This window comes from Candidatus Nitrosocosmicus sp. FF01, from assembly GCF_047711275.1.
In the GTDB taxonomy this organism is placed as follows: Archaea; Thermoproteota; Nitrososphaeria; order Nitrososphaerales; family Nitrososphaeraceae; genus Nitrosocosmicus.
In genome coordinates this window covers 731643-746347 of the sequence record NZ_JBLNIG010000002.1, presented here as the reverse complement: position 1 = coordinate 746347, position 14705 = coordinate 731643, and the positions used below count along the sequence as shown (strand labels likewise).

The 14705-nt window shown below is 33.5% G+C and carries 16 protein-coding genes; 9 read left to right on the top strand and 7 right to left on the bottom strand.

Annotated elements, in window-relative coordinates:
• The first annotated feature begins 412 nt into the window (after positions 1-412).
• The 5 genes from ACMT7R_RS09420 (at position 413) to ACMT7R_RS09400 (ending at position 4916) form a co-directional block, all read left to right on the top strand.
• The gene (locus tag ACMT7R_RS09420) at positions 413-811 is read left to right on the top strand and encodes a response regulator (protein WP_415311432.1); all 399 of its coding nucleotides are present in this window, start codon (positions 413-415) and stop codon (positions 809-811) included.
• A gap of 1217 nt (positions 812-2028) precedes the next feature.
• On the top strand, positions 2029-2529 hold the full coding sequence (locus ACMT7R_RS09415; protein ID WP_415311430.1) for a site-2 protease family protein: 501 nt from the start codon (positions 2029-2031) through the stop codon (positions 2527-2529).
• Between the two features lie 119 nt (positions 2530-2648).
• A complete protein-coding gene (locus tag ACMT7R_RS09410; protein WP_415311428.1) occupies positions 2649-2969 on the top strand; it encodes a CBS domain-containing protein in 321 nt (106 codons plus the stop codon).
• 241 nt (positions 2970-3210) lie between these two features.
• Complete coding sequence (locus ACMT7R_RS09405) at positions 3211-3423, top strand: hypothetical protein (RefSeq protein WP_415311427.1); 213 nt, start codon at positions 3211-3213, stop codon at positions 3421-3423.
• 674 nt (positions 3424-4097) lie between these two features.
• A complete protein-coding gene (locus tag ACMT7R_RS09400; RefSeq protein WP_415311426.1) occupies positions 4098-4916 on the top strand; it encodes an esterase/lipase family protein in 819 nt (272 codons plus the stop codon).
• A 620-nt stretch (positions 4917-5536) separates the two neighbouring features.
• On the opposite strand, the gene ACMT7R_RS09395 is transcribed toward ACMT7R_RS09400, so the two are convergent.
• Complete coding sequence (locus tag ACMT7R_RS09395; protein WP_415311424.1) at positions 5537-5740, bottom strand: hypothetical protein; 204 nt, start codon at positions 5738-5740, stop codon at positions 5537-5539.
• Between the two features lie 415 nt (positions 5741-6155).
• Between ACMT7R_RS09395 and ACMT7R_RS09390 the strand changes: the two genes are divergently transcribed.
• Entirely contained in the window at positions 6156-6437 is a 282-nt protein-coding gene (locus ACMT7R_RS09390) for a hypothetical protein (RefSeq protein WP_415311423.1), read from the top strand.
• Position 6438: 1 nt separating this feature from the next.
• The gene (locus ACMT7R_RS09385) at positions 6439-6738 is read left to right on the top strand and encodes a hypothetical protein (RefSeq protein WP_415311421.1); all 300 of its coding nucleotides are present in this window, start codon (positions 6439-6441) and stop codon (positions 6736-6738) included.
• Positions 6739-6941: 203 nt separating this feature from the next.
• Here the strand turns inward: ACMT7R_RS09385 and ACMT7R_RS09380 are convergent, their stop codons facing one another.
• From ACMT7R_RS09380 to ACMT7R_RS09370, 3 genes are all read right to left on the bottom strand, one after another.
• Positions 6942-7919 carry a cache domain-containing protein gene (locus ACMT7R_RS09380; RefSeq protein ID WP_415311420.1) on the bottom strand — a complete coding sequence of 326 codons (978 nt, stop codon included), beginning with the start codon at positions 7917-7919 and terminating at the stop codon, positions 6942-6944.
• A 331-nt stretch (positions 7920-8250) separates the two neighbouring features.
• Complete coding sequence (locus ACMT7R_RS09375; protein WP_415311418.1) at positions 8251-8532, bottom strand: winged helix-turn-helix domain-containing protein; 282 nt, start codon at positions 8530-8532, stop codon at positions 8251-8253.
• 61 nt (positions 8533-8593) lie between these two features.
• Positions 8594-9193, bottom strand: a complete 600-nt coding sequence (locus ACMT7R_RS09370; protein WP_415311417.1) for a hypothetical protein — start codon at positions 9191-9193, stop codon at positions 8594-8596.
• Between the two features lie 279 nt (positions 9194-9472).
• Here ACMT7R_RS09370 and ACMT7R_RS09365 point away from each other — a divergent pair, with 279 nt between their 5' ends.
• Entirely contained in the window at positions 9473-10180 is a 708-nt protein-coding gene (locus ACMT7R_RS09365; RefSeq protein WP_415311415.1) for a hypothetical protein, read from the top strand.
• A gap of 412 nt (positions 10181-10592) precedes the next feature.
• Here the strand turns inward: ACMT7R_RS09365 and ACMT7R_RS09360 are convergent, their stop codons facing one another.
• Positions 10593-11225 carry a MarC family protein gene (locus ACMT7R_RS09360; RefSeq protein WP_415311414.1) on the bottom strand — a complete coding sequence of 211 codons (633 nt, stop codon included), beginning with the start codon at positions 11223-11225 and terminating at the stop codon, positions 10593-10595.
• Positions 11226-11492: 267 nt separating this feature from the next.
• Between ACMT7R_RS09360 and ACMT7R_RS09355 the strand changes: the two genes are divergently transcribed.
• On the top strand, positions 11493-11693 hold the full coding sequence (locus ACMT7R_RS09355) for a hypothetical protein (protein ID WP_415311413.1): 201 nt from the start codon (positions 11493-11495) through the stop codon (positions 11691-11693).
• A 351-nt stretch (positions 11694-12044) separates the two neighbouring features.
• On the opposite strand, the gene ACMT7R_RS09350 is transcribed toward ACMT7R_RS09355, so the two are convergent.
• Positions 12045-13172 (bottom strand): NAD(P)-binding domain-containing protein, encoded by a 1128-nt coding sequence (locus tag ACMT7R_RS09350; protein WP_415311412.1) that lies wholly within the window; start codon positions 13170-13172, stop codon positions 12045-12047.
• A gap of 328 nt (positions 13173-13500) precedes the next feature.
• Entirely contained in the window at positions 13501-13917 is a 417-nt protein-coding gene (locus ACMT7R_RS09345) for a hypothetical protein (protein ID WP_415311411.1), read from the bottom strand.
• Between the last annotated feature and the right edge of the window lie 788 nt (positions 13918-14705).

The window sequence follows — 14705 nt, the reverse complement described above, 5'->3', positions numbered from 1 at the left end:
TTATCGTTACTAATAGAATTCAATCCAGGCTAGAACAATAAAATTCATTCTCCGGATAAGAACTACTACTACTACTCATAAATAGTATAAATTATTTAATCAAATGGAATACCTAGTCTAATACGACGAAGCCACGATAAACAAACTCCTTCAGAAGCCTACACATATGAATCCAAAGAGTTTGTTGTTCCGACTTCAGATAGACCTGCAGATGAGGTTAGTGGTGCAATTGTCTACCTCTGCTAGTCGTGGCCCTAGTAAGAAATCTGATAAAACAAAGTATTTAACCAATATGATAAATTGAATAGAGTATATTCTATTTAATGATAGAAATATTCACTATTGATAGATTTTAGGTCGGGTATTTACAAAATTATAAATAGTTACATTGCCAATTGTACAAGTTGAAAATATGCCAACACGACCGTCGGTTATGGTGGTAGATGATGAAACGGAAATAGCGGAACTCTTTGGTAGGTTTTTAGAGTCAAGTGGGTTTAATTGTAATTACTTTACTGATCCCCAGTTAGCACTTGATAACTTTAGTAAGCATCCTAATAGTTATTGTCTGGTAATTTTAGATTTACGAATGCCCGGACTTGACGGTTTAGGACTAGCCAGAAGGTTAAGAAAATATAATAAAACTATCAAGGTGATTTTAGTTACCGGATTTTTGATGGAGGAAAATATAGACAATGAGATAGTTAAGGATGTTGGCATCTCGGCCATACTTGAAAAGCCTTTTCACTTCAAAGAGATAAATCCATTGATTAAGGAGATTTTGGCAGAGCAACCATCCAATTCAAGGTAGGTCTGATTATTAACAGGTTTGAATAATAGTTATATTATATAACTGCCTTGTAAGAAAATGCGAAAATACTTCGTTATATTTGGATTTATATTATATACCTCAATGAATAGAGAGAGCTATAGCTATGATACTAATGTATTTACTGCATATTAATAACACAGATATGCGTATGCTGAATTTCTAAATATATGGGGTTGGTATTGACCAGAAATCTACATGATCAGCGCTTAAACATATCCCTTGTAAGCGCTGCATTGACATCCTGTAACTTTGCATCTTGGAAGTGTAGAATCCGTTATGTGAAGCTTTTTAGAATGTGAACAATTTTTACATGGAAGATAATCAGCAGGATTAAAAAACTTTATCATAGATAATAAGCTACAAAATCGTATTTAGGTCTTTTGAGTGCATAAAAAATTAAATTAGAGAAAAATATGTGTTGTGAATGTCCTTAGCATATTTGGTTAAAATCAAACTCTAATTCTTAAAATCAGACTCAATATCTTAATTCGTTAAAGATATAACGACACCCAAAAAAGGAAAATCAATTAATACAATTTTCTAGCAGAGTATTGACACCATATCTTCAATATACTAAAAAAATCAACCTGGTTTCTCGTGTTTACTGTCTTAAAGTAATGAAGCCACCATAGTAATGAAGTAATTAACAGTATCTCTATAATAGCCCATTCATGATGTCATACGATAGAATAAGAATTATTACTATTTGATTGTTGGTGGTTGTTTATCCATAACCTTAGCAAGATGAATTCTTTGTAATGTATTTTTGGCATGTCCATATTCACTTGTGTCTCCTACCGTGCAAATGAGATAGAAACAATTAATCAAGCAAACAATAACACTTTTGCGTAATTAATTGTAATTGTAATTTTAGGTGGTATTCTAACAACTATAGCAGATAGATCTAGGTTACTAGTATATTATATTTATTATAATCATATATTCTATGTCATTACAGGTAGCAGAAATCAAACAAATACCATTTAACTGCATTTCTCACTTATTCTAGTATTTTTTTGATTACGTGGACCCTTTCAGTTGGTTTCATGCCTCGATATGCACCTGATCTGAATCAAATACAGTATTGGATCATGGGTATTGTAGGGTCTAACATACTATTTTTATCTGTATTGGCACATGAGTTATCTCATTCTTTAGTAGCAAGATCATATGGAATTTGAGTAAAGCAAATAATCTTGTTTATTTTTGGAGGAGTTTCAGATATAGAGGAAGAACCCAAAGACTTTAAAAAAGAGTTCAAATTGGCAATTGCGGGTCCACTCATAAGTCTAGGGCTCTCGATGGTCTTTGCCCTCCTTTGGTCGATCACAAATATGATTATCACTCAATCACAATCTGCTTCACCTGTTGAGGATTTTTCTATACTACTTTTAACTATGGTAAATGCAATACTTTACTATTCCTCCATATTGCACCTGATTTTGGGACTGTTCAATTTAATTCCAGCATTTCCAATGGATGGTGGAAGGATATTAAGATCAATACTTTATAACAGAAACAAGAATTACGATAAATCGACTCGAATTGCAGTTAGAATCGGTGTAATTATGTCATACATATTCTTTGGTTTTGGAATATTAACAATACTTTCTGGATCGTTTGTTAGTGGACTGTGGATAATTTCTAATCGGGTGGTTCTTGCAAAATGGAGCACAATCCTATATGTATCAATATGATATTATGAGGATAGATATTATCTAATATAAAACTAGAAGAGCTAATGAAAACAAACGTCATTTCTGTTCCATAAGATATTACGGTCGATACAATCATAAAGAATTATTTTAATATTTACATGAAAAGTTCCTTTCCAGCAACAAAATTAAACTACGAAATTGTTGGTATAGTCACCCTCAAAAGTTGTCTAGATATCCCAGAATCCAAGAGAGATACAGTACTTGTAAAAGATATCATGTCTCCAAAAAGTAAAATAAAATTATTAAATGTCAATGACACGGCTGAAAAGGCACTATCCACCATGATCAAAGAAACACAAGACAAAATCTTTGTGTGCAATAATGACGATATCATAGAGGATATCATTAGTAAAGCAGACATAATTGAAACAATGAATGAAAGAAAATCATTTATCTCAAATCGAAATAAGGACTTTTGAATCGAACTGTCCATTTCGCTTGAAACAAGATCTAAAATTTTTTAAATAATGGAAATGAATTAACTAACAAAAGTTTAGTTACAAACTACTTTATGTAATTGAGTGCTCTTTTGGCATTGAAAATGAGACGTAAGCCCCCGATTGCTTTTTTCTCCCTAGTAACTGGATTAATAAGCGAAATTTGTCGAAGATGTACTCAAAAGTGAATTTAATCGACTTGGTGTTCCAAAGTTGTTAATACTTGATCAACTTTCGTTCATTCCGTAACGTGGACGAAAGTAATACACCATATCTACTGACGACAAAACACCCCAATCCAAAATCTGGTCTTTCAGGAGGATTCGAATTAATAGTCATATCCATTTCATTCCAGATGGGGATACGATATATCTATGGAAAACTGAAATTCGAGGCACTTGGCAAAGAGAAAACTAATAATGGTAACGTTGTATAAGTTTTTGACGTTTAACTAGATTGTTGGTATTATTTGAGATTTGATCCCCTCTAAATCAGTCTTTTGCGAGATGAGATGTAGTAATAACTCACATTGATTTGTCAGGATCTCCTTCGGCGACTTGATCAAAGTGATCACCATGAAATTAAGATAATACAATTAAGTTTATAGACGGTAAATCTCAATATTTAAAACAGGGTAGACCAGTCTTTTTGATTTTGATTCATCCAATTAAGTTTAACTTTTTCATACATGTTATAAACAAAAGTTGGATCGGTAAGTATTGCAGTTCCAGCATATTAGACTAGCAAAATGGTGTTCCCTGTAAATACGAGCTCTCATTAATTGTATTGGATGAAGTTTCTTTGATACTGGAAGTAAGTTTGATTTCTTTGAGATTCATGGTTATACAACATGAAATATGTTATTCACATATGATAACAACCCATATGTAATCTAAATAAAAAAACGATAATACATATCATGAAACCGATAAAATTACTATTTTAACATGGTATTTTAGTTTTTTGTGTTATTATGAAAACTTAATGATATTTATATAGAGACAAAGATTCATAGTTTTAATATCTAATATGTTTGTGATCTGTAGAGGGAGTAACAAATCTACAACTTAGATGTATAGAGTATATAAACTTTTGACGACATATTATTTTATGCTTACGAGTAATAAAAAAATAAAGATTGCTGAATTTACTGTAGTTATTATTTTTGCCATAGTGATAGGTACTGGGATGATTCTCTTTTTACATCCAGCATATGGCCAGGGCGATAACACATCTAATAATACCACTACTGCCACAGGTGCAAATGAGTCAGAACCACTACCCGTTCTCCTGATACATGGCTATATGGCTGATGCATCAACGTGGAAAAAGTGGGAGGACTTGCTAAAGAAGGATGAGATTCCGGTTTTTCCGATAACGTTTAGACAATCGGATGACAAATGCGGATCTGCTGCAGAACATGCAAAGGAGCTATCCGACCAAATTGGAAACATAAAAGACCAAACAGGCCAAGACAAGGTCAACATAGTAGGACACAGCAAAGGAGGACTTGACGCGAGAGTATATCTAGCCAATAACACACAGGATGTAGCAAATCTAATAATGATCGGAACTCCAAATGCAGGATCACCTCTCGCAGAAAATAATGAAATGTGTGCTCCAGCTGTATATGATCTGAGGCCAGGATCTGCAAGCACAGCAGTGGAACAAAACCAAAATACCAATTACTATACTATTGCAGGGGATTGGAAACCCGAATCAGGTAACTGTGACCTCTCAATGTTTTCTTTAACTCAAAAGGGAGGATATGATACTCTTCCAAAACCCAACGACGGAATGGTTCCGCTATCAAGCGTCGAATCACTAAACTATACAGAAAGTCTTGGTAATAGCAGCAGCTGCCATTCAAACCTGCTGAGTGATTATGAGTATGGGTTATCCAAAGAAATACTAATGGGAGGAAAATGACCTTATATTTTAAGCATCTACTGAAGTGACAGCCCTAAGTTACAGGGCAGGGAATTATTTTATCCGTGTAATGAACTATTTGATACCATAATTTATTTAATAAGAACGACTTGATTCTTTAAATCGTTATTTTTTAAGTATTTAGTGTACCTATTTAAAAAACATACTAACTTTTGAGAACAATTTCTTTAGGTGGACAGATAAATCAAAAAAATAAGCAAGAGAGTTGAATGATGCAGAACTTGTAAAGGTTTGTCTAAGAAGAAGTTGTAATCTGCTGAGACAGACGAGGAAGATATTCTTGTAATGCAAATTACACTTTCCAAACAATTTAAAATGATTTTCATAGATCTACTAATATTCTATTTTGATAATTCGTTTCATTAATTAAATTGCTATAATCGAGGCTCAGGTGCCCACGCGTACATAATCTAAACTTACTATTATGGGTTAAAACATTCTAAAAAAAATCAAGTTCGTTATTATATACCGGTAGAAGAAGTAGAGTGTTTTTTTTCTTGTAGATTTGTTGATCAAAGCAAGATAAAGAATATGAAATTACCACATAACCAAATAAATGGTCAATAAAAAAAGAGAGTGTTTTTTTCTTGTTATTCTAATTATAGTATGGTTGAATTACTGCCTGCACTGGTGGAATTGTCCATTCCCATGGTCATATTACTATGATCCATTGGCATAGTTGAATTATCCATAGACATTGACATATTATCTTGTGCTGTGACTGGTGTTGCCATTGCTATTCCTGCAAATACTGACGTGGCTGCTACGATACTTAAAACTACTAATGCATTAAATTTGTTCATGCAACATACCATGAAGGTAATACTATAAATAGATAGTTTCATTTTACTTGGAAAATCAAAAAATAATTCTGTTAACTCGGTGATTTTAATATAATACTCTTTAGTTGTTATTTTATGGTTATTGTATAAATTAATAAAAAAATTGAAATCTAATTATTTAATAGATAGAGCCATGACAATAGAGAGTTTAATTAGATTGTTCCAAGAGATGACTTTATTACATATAGAATTCTATCTCGTCTAATATTTTAAGTGCATTTCAGCAGACAAATATTTCTCAACTTACCTGGATGCAAACGTATGCCTAAATGATGCAAATGGTATAATAATGTTGTACGAAATAAAGTTTGAGTCTTTTAATTGAGTTGATATCTAACTATCTTGTATATTTATAGTATGATCATACATATTCATTATGAGTACCACCAATATACTTTCTACACAAAAAATTCCGCAAGAGGCGACGCAGTTAAATAAATTGACAAAGGTTTCTTCCGGGTATATGGCATTGGAAAATTTTAAAAACTCAGACTTGCACAGAGGCTATTTTTGTTATAATTGTATATACTTTATGAAGCCAAATCATTGTGCAATTGTTACTGATGAAGGGCAGGACCTCCATGGCAAAACATCAAATGAAATAGCTTCATATGGAATTTGTTCTCTTTGGACACCAAACGAAAAGGAGATCAAATAATTTGTCTGACAAAAACATAGTAGAAAAAGCTGCAGATGTAGTTGAAAATCTAACTAAATTTCAAAAACAATCAAAACTGCAAGCAGCGTATCTTGAAAGAGAAGAATTTAGAACATCGGATTTACATAAAGGTTATTTTTGTTATAATTGTATTTACTGGATTGATTCAATGGGCGGAAAGTGCATGATAGTCTCTGATGAAGGACCAGATATTTTTGGCAAAGTATCAGAAGTAATTGCTCCGCATGGCTGTTGTAATGGATATGAAGCAAACAAGAACAAAATAGAAAAATTACAATAACTATTTTTTTGATATTTCTAGACTCATAATATATCTAGCCCTAAACCCGCCGACCATCTCTATGAACTTTTAGTAACAGTGCTAAATAAAATGGATATATACATTATTCATTACTATTCGTCAAAAAGATTGATTGCCTATGGCTATATCATTTCTTGATGCGCAGGAGTCATATGGCTTTCAATTTATGCATCTTAGATTTCCTAGTTATTCTCATTTACACTAATACTATTAATAGGCTGCATCAAAAGAATTATCCACCTGTTTTGAATAGCATCCATAGGATAGTACGAAACTAGCATCTTTTCTTGGTTTACATACTCTATCAAAGTACCGGACCTTCCTTCAATGGCATTTTGGAAACTCATTAGATTAGAAAATGATTCATCGTTATTTGCAGAATGCCTTACATCAGAATCAGCAATCTTTGTATCATTAGAATCAATATACACAATTCTTTGTCCTTGATATAAATTAAGCGACTGAATCTCTTTATTCAAAAGTCTCAAGTCTATAGATCCAACCAAAACGCCTGTTAAAACACCGCTACTTTCAACACCGTCAGCAAATACTGGTACTGCTATGATAGCTCGTTTGAGGCCTGAAGAAGTAGAAGTTATTATATCTCCTAAATATGTGTCATTTGAAGCAATGGCACCTTTAAAGTAATCGCGGAAAGCAAGATTGTTTTTAGTTTGGTTACTTTGCAAGGAATAAGGTTCCATAAAGTAAGTATCACCGTTAGGCATGATAAATGATATTCCCGCTATTTCAGGATAGAAAGATACGACCTTTTGTGCAATTATCCTTTTCGGTATATCTGAATCTGGTGGAATTCCATGAAGTGTTTCTAAAGTTGTATTTAGTAAGCTTGCATTCGGCATACTCCTCATTTCCGACAAGCTGGCTGCATACTCTAGCATTGAAGCAGCGCCATCTAGTCTATTTTCCAGACTATCACTTAGGATCTTTAGGCTTAGAAGACTATTGTTGTTATCATCTACAGTTCCGTTAGTTGTATTACTTAGATTAGATTCCGTTTTATTAAAGAAACTTTCGCTTGCAGAAATTGAAAAAGAGTCTGATGATATTAGTAGTAGTAGTGGTACTGAGGTCACGGTTAATGAAAAGAAAAGAATGATAATTCCTATTGTTGATCCTGTCCATATCCTAAGGGTCATGTTACGATTTAATCAGAACCTCCTTATTTGTGATCTCCTATGATTCACGCATGCAGTATATGATATGTGTCTTAAAAAGATAAATCAAGTAATAGTTCTTAGATGCTCTATGGAATTGAAGCCCACCTTGCATGTTGATTTTAAAGTACAAAAATACCAGTTTCCCTACTTCTTCGAACAGTCAGTGCTTTTTTCCAATTACTTTCCTCACTGCACCAGATTAAAGTCAGTTTGATTTAACAATATTTATCCTCACTAAATTGAATTTCAGAAAAATATACGATGAGGTTAAAAATATGAGCGAGGTATAGAACTTTTAAAATATACAATATTAAGTTGTTAGGTGGGCGATATCACCCACTTGGTACATTAAATAACCAAATTTCCTAACATAGTCTTGTCCTTCTAAAGTAGTCTTGATTGTTCTGTCATTATGGTTAATATCTAGAAATCCTATCCTCTCTAAGTAGGTCAAGCATTCATTTAACAAGGAATAAGGAATCTTAAGATGTCTATTTAGAGAACTTCTAGTGTGTTGCTCATTAATTGTACAAGACCGTAATATGAAATAGTATAATTCTAAACGGCTCCTCTTAATTGCAGATTCTTTCATTTTTAATCTCCTAATTTGGATAATAGATTGTGACTATAGAATTTGGCAAAAAAAGAAGAGGTTATTGTTGTGCTGCGGCATTGTTACCGGTGTTTACTTGGTTTTGGAAGCTAAAGTTGTTACCAGAGCCTATCGAGTCACCACCAGATACCACTTGGCTGTTTTGCTTACTTGATTGTGATTGACCAATTCCCTGTCTTGCGCTGTTGCCATCACCATCATCTCCGCCATCCTGAGCTAAAGCATTGCTACCAGAGTTTTCTTGGTTTTGGAAGCTAAAGTTGTTACCAGAGCCTATCGAGTCACCACCAGATACCACTTGGCTGTTTTGCTTACTTGATTGTGATTGACCAATTCCTTGTGATGCTGAATTTCCATCATTATCATTGTCGTCATCGTCATCGTCATCGTCATCGTCAATTGTTTTAGATCCAAAATCACCATCATAATCTTCACCATAATGAAGCCTTAGATCCTTATCACATGCTTTTTCGTGATCTTCATAGTAATCTTCATCATCCTTACATTGTTCACTATCCACACCATTGGTAGCAAAAACGCTGTGATAGTTAGATACCGAAGGACCAAATGTCATTATGGCTGCTAATACAGACACTACCAATACTAGTGTAGTTTTGTTTGTGTTTTTTGACTTTAACATTTTAAACTTGATTTATTAACGTAAAATATGCGATATAACAATTAAAGAAGACAATTAGGAAATATAATTCTGATGAATAATTTCAGAATAATTATCTGTACTAATATTACATATTTCGATCATCATCAAAATAATTAACGGTAAAAACCTCGGTTTAATTGAATAGTGCCTCCTTGATAAAGTATTTTCCATTTGGCTTTGGGTATTGTGCATATAGCAATTATATTGGCTTTTCTCGTTCTATCAGTCTTTTATAACTTGTTAATCAATGGCTTTATCATGTACAATAATGATAAGAATAATGAAACGGAATCTCCGGCCATAATTGAGGAGATTATTCCCGGTAAGAATACTGATCACAATGATAAATCTTTAAATCAATACAATAGCAATAATCGCCAATCATATATTCAAAAATATGAAGAACAAGAAGCAGCCAAAGAGGTCATTGGTGCCACGGAAGAACCTAGAAAGGTTATAGATAGAAATACAGGTGAATACGCAAGCAAAATTCCCGGCTATAGTCAAGTTATCCTCGATACGCAGGAACAAACAGTCCAAGCAACCAGAGAAATAACAGAAGTCTATTTGGAACTGCAAAAGCAGACTTTGAACTCATTTCAGAAGGTATTTCAACCTTACTTTCAAAACATTCAGCGTCAATTATTGAGCAATCAAGAGTACTTTTATAGTATGTCAGCATTACATTACAAGCTAATTAGCGATTATACAGAAAGTGTGATCGTTTCTAGTAAGATTTTCAATAAAGTGTCTTCTTCAAATATGAATTTTTTGATGGGCTTGATCAACTCAATACCGGTCAATCAAAGTAGAATGGGCGATTCCAAAGTGGATAGTGGAAAAAATTCAGATGAAAATTCCACAAATATAAAGGCGACATTTTCCTGTGAAACATGCGGACAAACTTTTGAATCAAGGCAAGATCTAAAGGAACATACTAGCATTAAGCATTATAACACACAATAGGTTATCGCTAAATAGCCCTTGATTTCTCTGTCAGAAAGACTGTCTGTTCGATATATTCCTCGTAATTATATCATATTACACTTTGCCTTTTAGATAGATATGGACAGCCATCAGTACAATCAGAATACACCTTAGACCATCCTATACTTTACCAATAATTAGTATGCGTTAGGTCGTCTATTTCTTATCGAGTCTTTAGAATAAGAATGGTGTATGGTGTATAGCATGACACAATATATTCTCGCGAATGCCTAGAAGCAAATAAGGCCAATTTGCCGGCAGATAAAACCCAAACACATAAAATTGTTAAAGTTAGGATCACTGCTGATATGAATCAAAAAAAAGTTAATTCTTTTAAATCCTAATATTTGGTAATGGTATTTTTGTGGTTATATTTTTCCTATACAAATAACTAGCCTAATAACGTTTGAAGACCATTCACGATATATTGAACTGCGATTGCGGCAACAAGTATTGCGAATACCCTAGTAATAATTAAGGAGCCGCGTCTTCCAAGTATCTTATATATTGGATCGGTAAGATAATAGATCACATAGGTAATTCCAATAACAATTACAATTGATATCAATGTGATGATCAAGCCAGTTGTTTGAAAGGAAAGTATGACCGCTGCTATGGCACCTGGTCCTGCCAGCAATGGAAAAGCTAAGGGTATTACTCCAGAGTCATCAGATATATCTCCTCCAAATCGCCAAGATCCATGAGTAAGTAATTCCACCGATATTATGAATAATAATATTCCACCTGCGATCATGAAGCTCGCTATTGTGATCCCAAATATTGATAAAATCTGAGTTCCTGCTATTGCAAATATTATCAGTAAGCCTCCTGCAGTTATTACAGCTGTTTTAGATATTTCATTTCGTTCTTTTTTTGTTTTCTTCTGAGTAATAGAGATAAAGAGTGGAATAGTACCCAATGGATCAATTACAACAAATAATGCAATAATAGATCTTAACAGATCCAATCCAAATGTATTAAAAAAATAAATAGTATCCTGTACAAGCATTGAGAATTCATTCATTACAATTCTTTGTAATACAGAATACGATAAGAAAATTTCTAATTAAATGGAAGCAAAAAAGGCAAAAGAAAACTCATGGTCTATCTATACTTCTTGAGCCCATTTAACAATAGTCTGTAGGCAGTTCAATCATTCAGACGTACTTGAGAAAATTAGGTACCTAAATTGAAAAAAATTCACAGTTTTCTAACAAATAAAGATTAGAAGTTAGCACTATGTATTTATTTTTAGCACTAGTTTATATATTAAATCATCAGTGTTAGACATATGAATAAAAAATTAATTACAACGATAGGTTTGATATCTGTCACAGTAATGTTCGTAGGCATAGGAATTGTTATCCCCGAACTTTCTGTCGGAATAGGTAGTTTAGTGATGGGAGGGGCCTCTGTTGGATTCGCTTTGCAAGTTTTGAAAGAATCTGTAAAAAAGAAAATAGACAATCGGATTTTGCAAGAACTTAGATAACGGAGCTCCAAGTAAATAGCAAATCTTACACAATATCTAAAGGCATGGACACAATCTCTCCTTGTTTTGCTTAGAGATGGAAAAAAGTTCAATTAGAGTGGTATTCACGGAGCTATTCACACAATGTTACTAATATATAAAGTCTTATAACAATATCATTTTTTGATTGACCATATAATTCGATACTTTTCAAATCACTATATTTTCATAAAGTCTAATAGTAGATCTTACAAGTCTAACTTGTTTTCTTGCGTTTTGTTATGGTAATGATAACACGATTTAAATTGAAAGAAGAATGAAGTCTAATTAATGACCTAGTTTTAGAAAACAAGGATATTGCTAATAATAGTCTTAAATGGAAGTAAGAAGTTTTTCCTCATCCAGTCGAATTTTAAAATCTCTATAATCTTCATCTATTTCCATGGCTGCTTGTAGAATCTTGCTTTTTATCGTATTAGATGAATTGATAAACATCTTTGTATCTTTGGGTAGACAGTGACCTCCTATTCCATCTCTTGGTTCCAGTATTTCGACATTCCATTTGGTATTAAGTGATTCTCGTAGTTCTGAGAAACTAATGCCATTTGCTTTACTGTAGAGGTATAGTTCTTCTGCAAATGCTATCTGAAGATATCTGTGTGCATTTTCAACAATCTTTGTTAGTTCGGCTACCTCGACTGAAGAGACTGGATGCATTGGTATACCCAGGCTTTGCTTTAGATTGATGTTACTAGTACTATTACCTGCATAGTGATCTCTATCATCGTTAACTGGGTCTGTACTAATTCGATAGTCTGTCTTACCTACTAAATCCATTACCTTATTTGATGTAATTGCTTTTGACGGATGACGATCTGTACTAACGGAAGAATTAGGTATAATAGTAACGTCGTCGTTTTCATTCATCGAGTTAGCGTTAGTAGAAGTATTATTATTAGTAGATTCGACTACTTTTCTGTTTGTTACACCATCATAAAAGTTCAGTCCATGTTGCAGACAACAATTGCTTACACCACCAACAATACGTAGTTGATTAACACCGTGAATTTCTTCTTCTAATGCATACCATCTGTGAGGTGCATGTACCACATGGAGCCTGTGATCTAGTTTCTCAAAGACTCTCTTTGAAGTACCTTTTGGTATTGTACTTTCAATGGATATTAGTGCACCACTCTTTGCCTCTCTTGATATCTTTTCTACCACAGACATTAGACTATCTACTTGTGGTGAAAACATATCATCTGGTCGATGTGTTGATACACATATTATTAGTACGTCAAAGTCACCAAAGTTTGTAGCTTGTTTAATTCCGTAGCTGGCTTCAGCTGACTGCATGGCTTTTTGATTGATATCATAACCAAACGTATCAAACCCATGCTCTTTAACATATTTTGCAACTGGAAGACCAAGTTGGCCAAGGCCGATAACAAGTACCCGCTGCATTGAAAGCGAAAACAATTCTTTGCCAACGTATAACACAGTATGATTATTTAAACATCATAGTTTTTATAGTAGTATTCTCTTTTGGTTTCAAATAGACGCTATTATCATCCTTATTTATCATGCGAAAATTTTTGTTTAAAAGTTAGTATCCATGTGATAAAAAAATATCCCTGAGATTTTATAAATTAATAGCATGCCGTATATGTCATCTTTTAGGGTCTTGGCATATCACTAGATTGGTGCATTGATAGAATTAGCATTAGTTATGGTAATAGTAATTGTAAGAAGACATGGCAGTACAAGAAAAAAATTAAATCAAATCTTAGTGTTGATAAAGTGATTGACAAAAAAATAAAGAAATCCGTCAGCCAGTAGTGTTATCCGTTCCTATGGTTGTTTGGTTAAAGGGAACAGTAGTTTTATTTGCAATGGTTGTAACGGCGGGCCCTGTTGCTTGTACCATAGTCTTATTTTCTATATTAGACAAATTTCCAGTTTCTGGAGTTATTTTCTGTTCCTCTAAGGGTTGGAGATGAGATTGGTTCTGAATCGGTTCGGATGACTGATTAACAGTTACTGTAGTCTGGACGGCTGGTACTGTTGTTTGATTAGCTATAATAGTTTGAGGACTATCAGATATGGTCGCCATACTCTGATTGTTGGGTAAAGGCGTTGATGATTGGTTTTGGCTCTGATTTTGATTCTGAGCAATTGCCGATCCAACGCTGACAGCCGGTACTAGTAATGCAGCGAAGATTAGGAATATGAATTCATTTTTCATGGCTAGTGTGTGGATAATATTGCTTAAATACATAGCACACAGTTGTCAAAATGTCAGGACAATTCTGGTTGGTATTTCTATATATTATTACGCCAAAAATCAATGTTTGAGATGTATCTCTATTTGAGTGTTGTTAAAACAAGTATTCTCGTGAAACCGAGCATTACCTTGATACTATTACTAAATGCAGGAATTTCTAAAAATCTTCACATTGATAAATAATCATAGATAGAAATCAAAACAGACAAACAAACGGAGGACAAAAGATTGGATAATAATGAGAAGGCCGTCAGCCGATAGCTGGTCCAGTAAGAATTTGTACATGTTAGTAAGACTCGATCTAGATCAGTAATCTTGCCAATGAGATCCTCAAGATTATGAAAGATTATTTATTCATACCAAACCTTCTACTCTTGAGCTATACGAGAGTAATACAAGATCTGTACAATGTAACTTAATCCAGATTCAAAACTAATTATTAGGACTGCCACGTGCAACAAACTCCTTGATAAGTTTACACATATGAACCCAAGGAGTTTGTTGTTCTGACTTGAAATGGACATGCCGATGGGTAGTACAGTTGTCTGCTTTTGCTAGCCGTGGCCCTAGTAAAGATTTTAATAAAACAAAGTATTTAACCATGAGGATAAACCGAATGGACGGAATTTTATATATATGATCATATCAATATATTACTATGCTAATAAGTGATTTATCATCTCTCACTATTTAGAATTCTATGAAACAACAATATTATTTTTAAAGTGACAATCGTCATTTCCTCTGAA

Excerpts from the sequence above, each read along its gene's own strand:
- ACMT7R_RS09420 (WP_415311432.1), top strand. The coding sequence starts at position 413 with ATGCCAACACGACCGTCGGTTATGGTGGTAGATGATGAAACGGAAATA.
- ACMT7R_RS09410 (WP_415311428.1), top strand. The coding sequence starts at position 2,649 with ATGAAAAGTTCCTTTCCAGCAACAAAATTAAACTACGAAATTGTTGGT.
- ACMT7R_RS09400 (WP_415311426.1), top strand. The coding sequence starts at position 4,098 with ATGCTTACGAGTAATAAAAAAATAAAGATTGCTGAATTTACTGTAGTT.
- ACMT7R_RS09395 (WP_415311424.1), bottom strand. The coding sequence starts at position 5,740 with ATGAACAAATTTAATGCATTAGTAGTTTTAAGTATCGTAGCAGCCACG.
- ACMT7R_RS09390 (WP_415311423.1), top strand. The coding sequence starts at position 6,156 with ATGAGTACCACCAATATACTTTCTACACAAAAAATTCCGCAAGAGGCG.
- ACMT7R_RS09380 (WP_415311420.1), bottom strand. The coding sequence starts at position 7,919 with ATGACCCTTAGGATATGGACAGGATCAACAATAGGAATTATCATTCTT.
- ACMT7R_RS09375 (WP_415311418.1), bottom strand. The coding sequence starts at position 8,532 with ATGAAAGAATCTGCAATTAAGAGGAGCCGTTTAGAATTATACTATTTC.
- ACMT7R_RS09370 (WP_415311417.1), bottom strand. The coding sequence starts at position 9,193 with ATGTTAAAGTCAAAAAACACAAACAAAACTACACTAGTATTGGTAGTG.
- ACMT7R_RS09365 (WP_415311415.1), top strand. The coding sequence starts at position 9,473 with ATGTACAATAATGATAAGAATAATGAAACGGAATCTCCGGCCATAATT.
- ACMT7R_RS09360 (WP_415311414.1), bottom strand. The coding sequence starts at position 11,225 with ATGAATGAATTCTCAATGCTTGTACAGGATACTATTTATTTTTTTAAT.
- ACMT7R_RS09355 (WP_415311413.1), top strand. The coding sequence starts at position 11,493 with ATGAATAAAAAATTAATTACAACGATAGGTTTGATATCTGTCACAGTA.
- ACMT7R_RS09345 (WP_415311411.1), bottom strand. The coding sequence starts at position 13,917 with ATGAAAAATGAATTCATATTCCTAATCTTCGCTGCATTACTAGTACCG.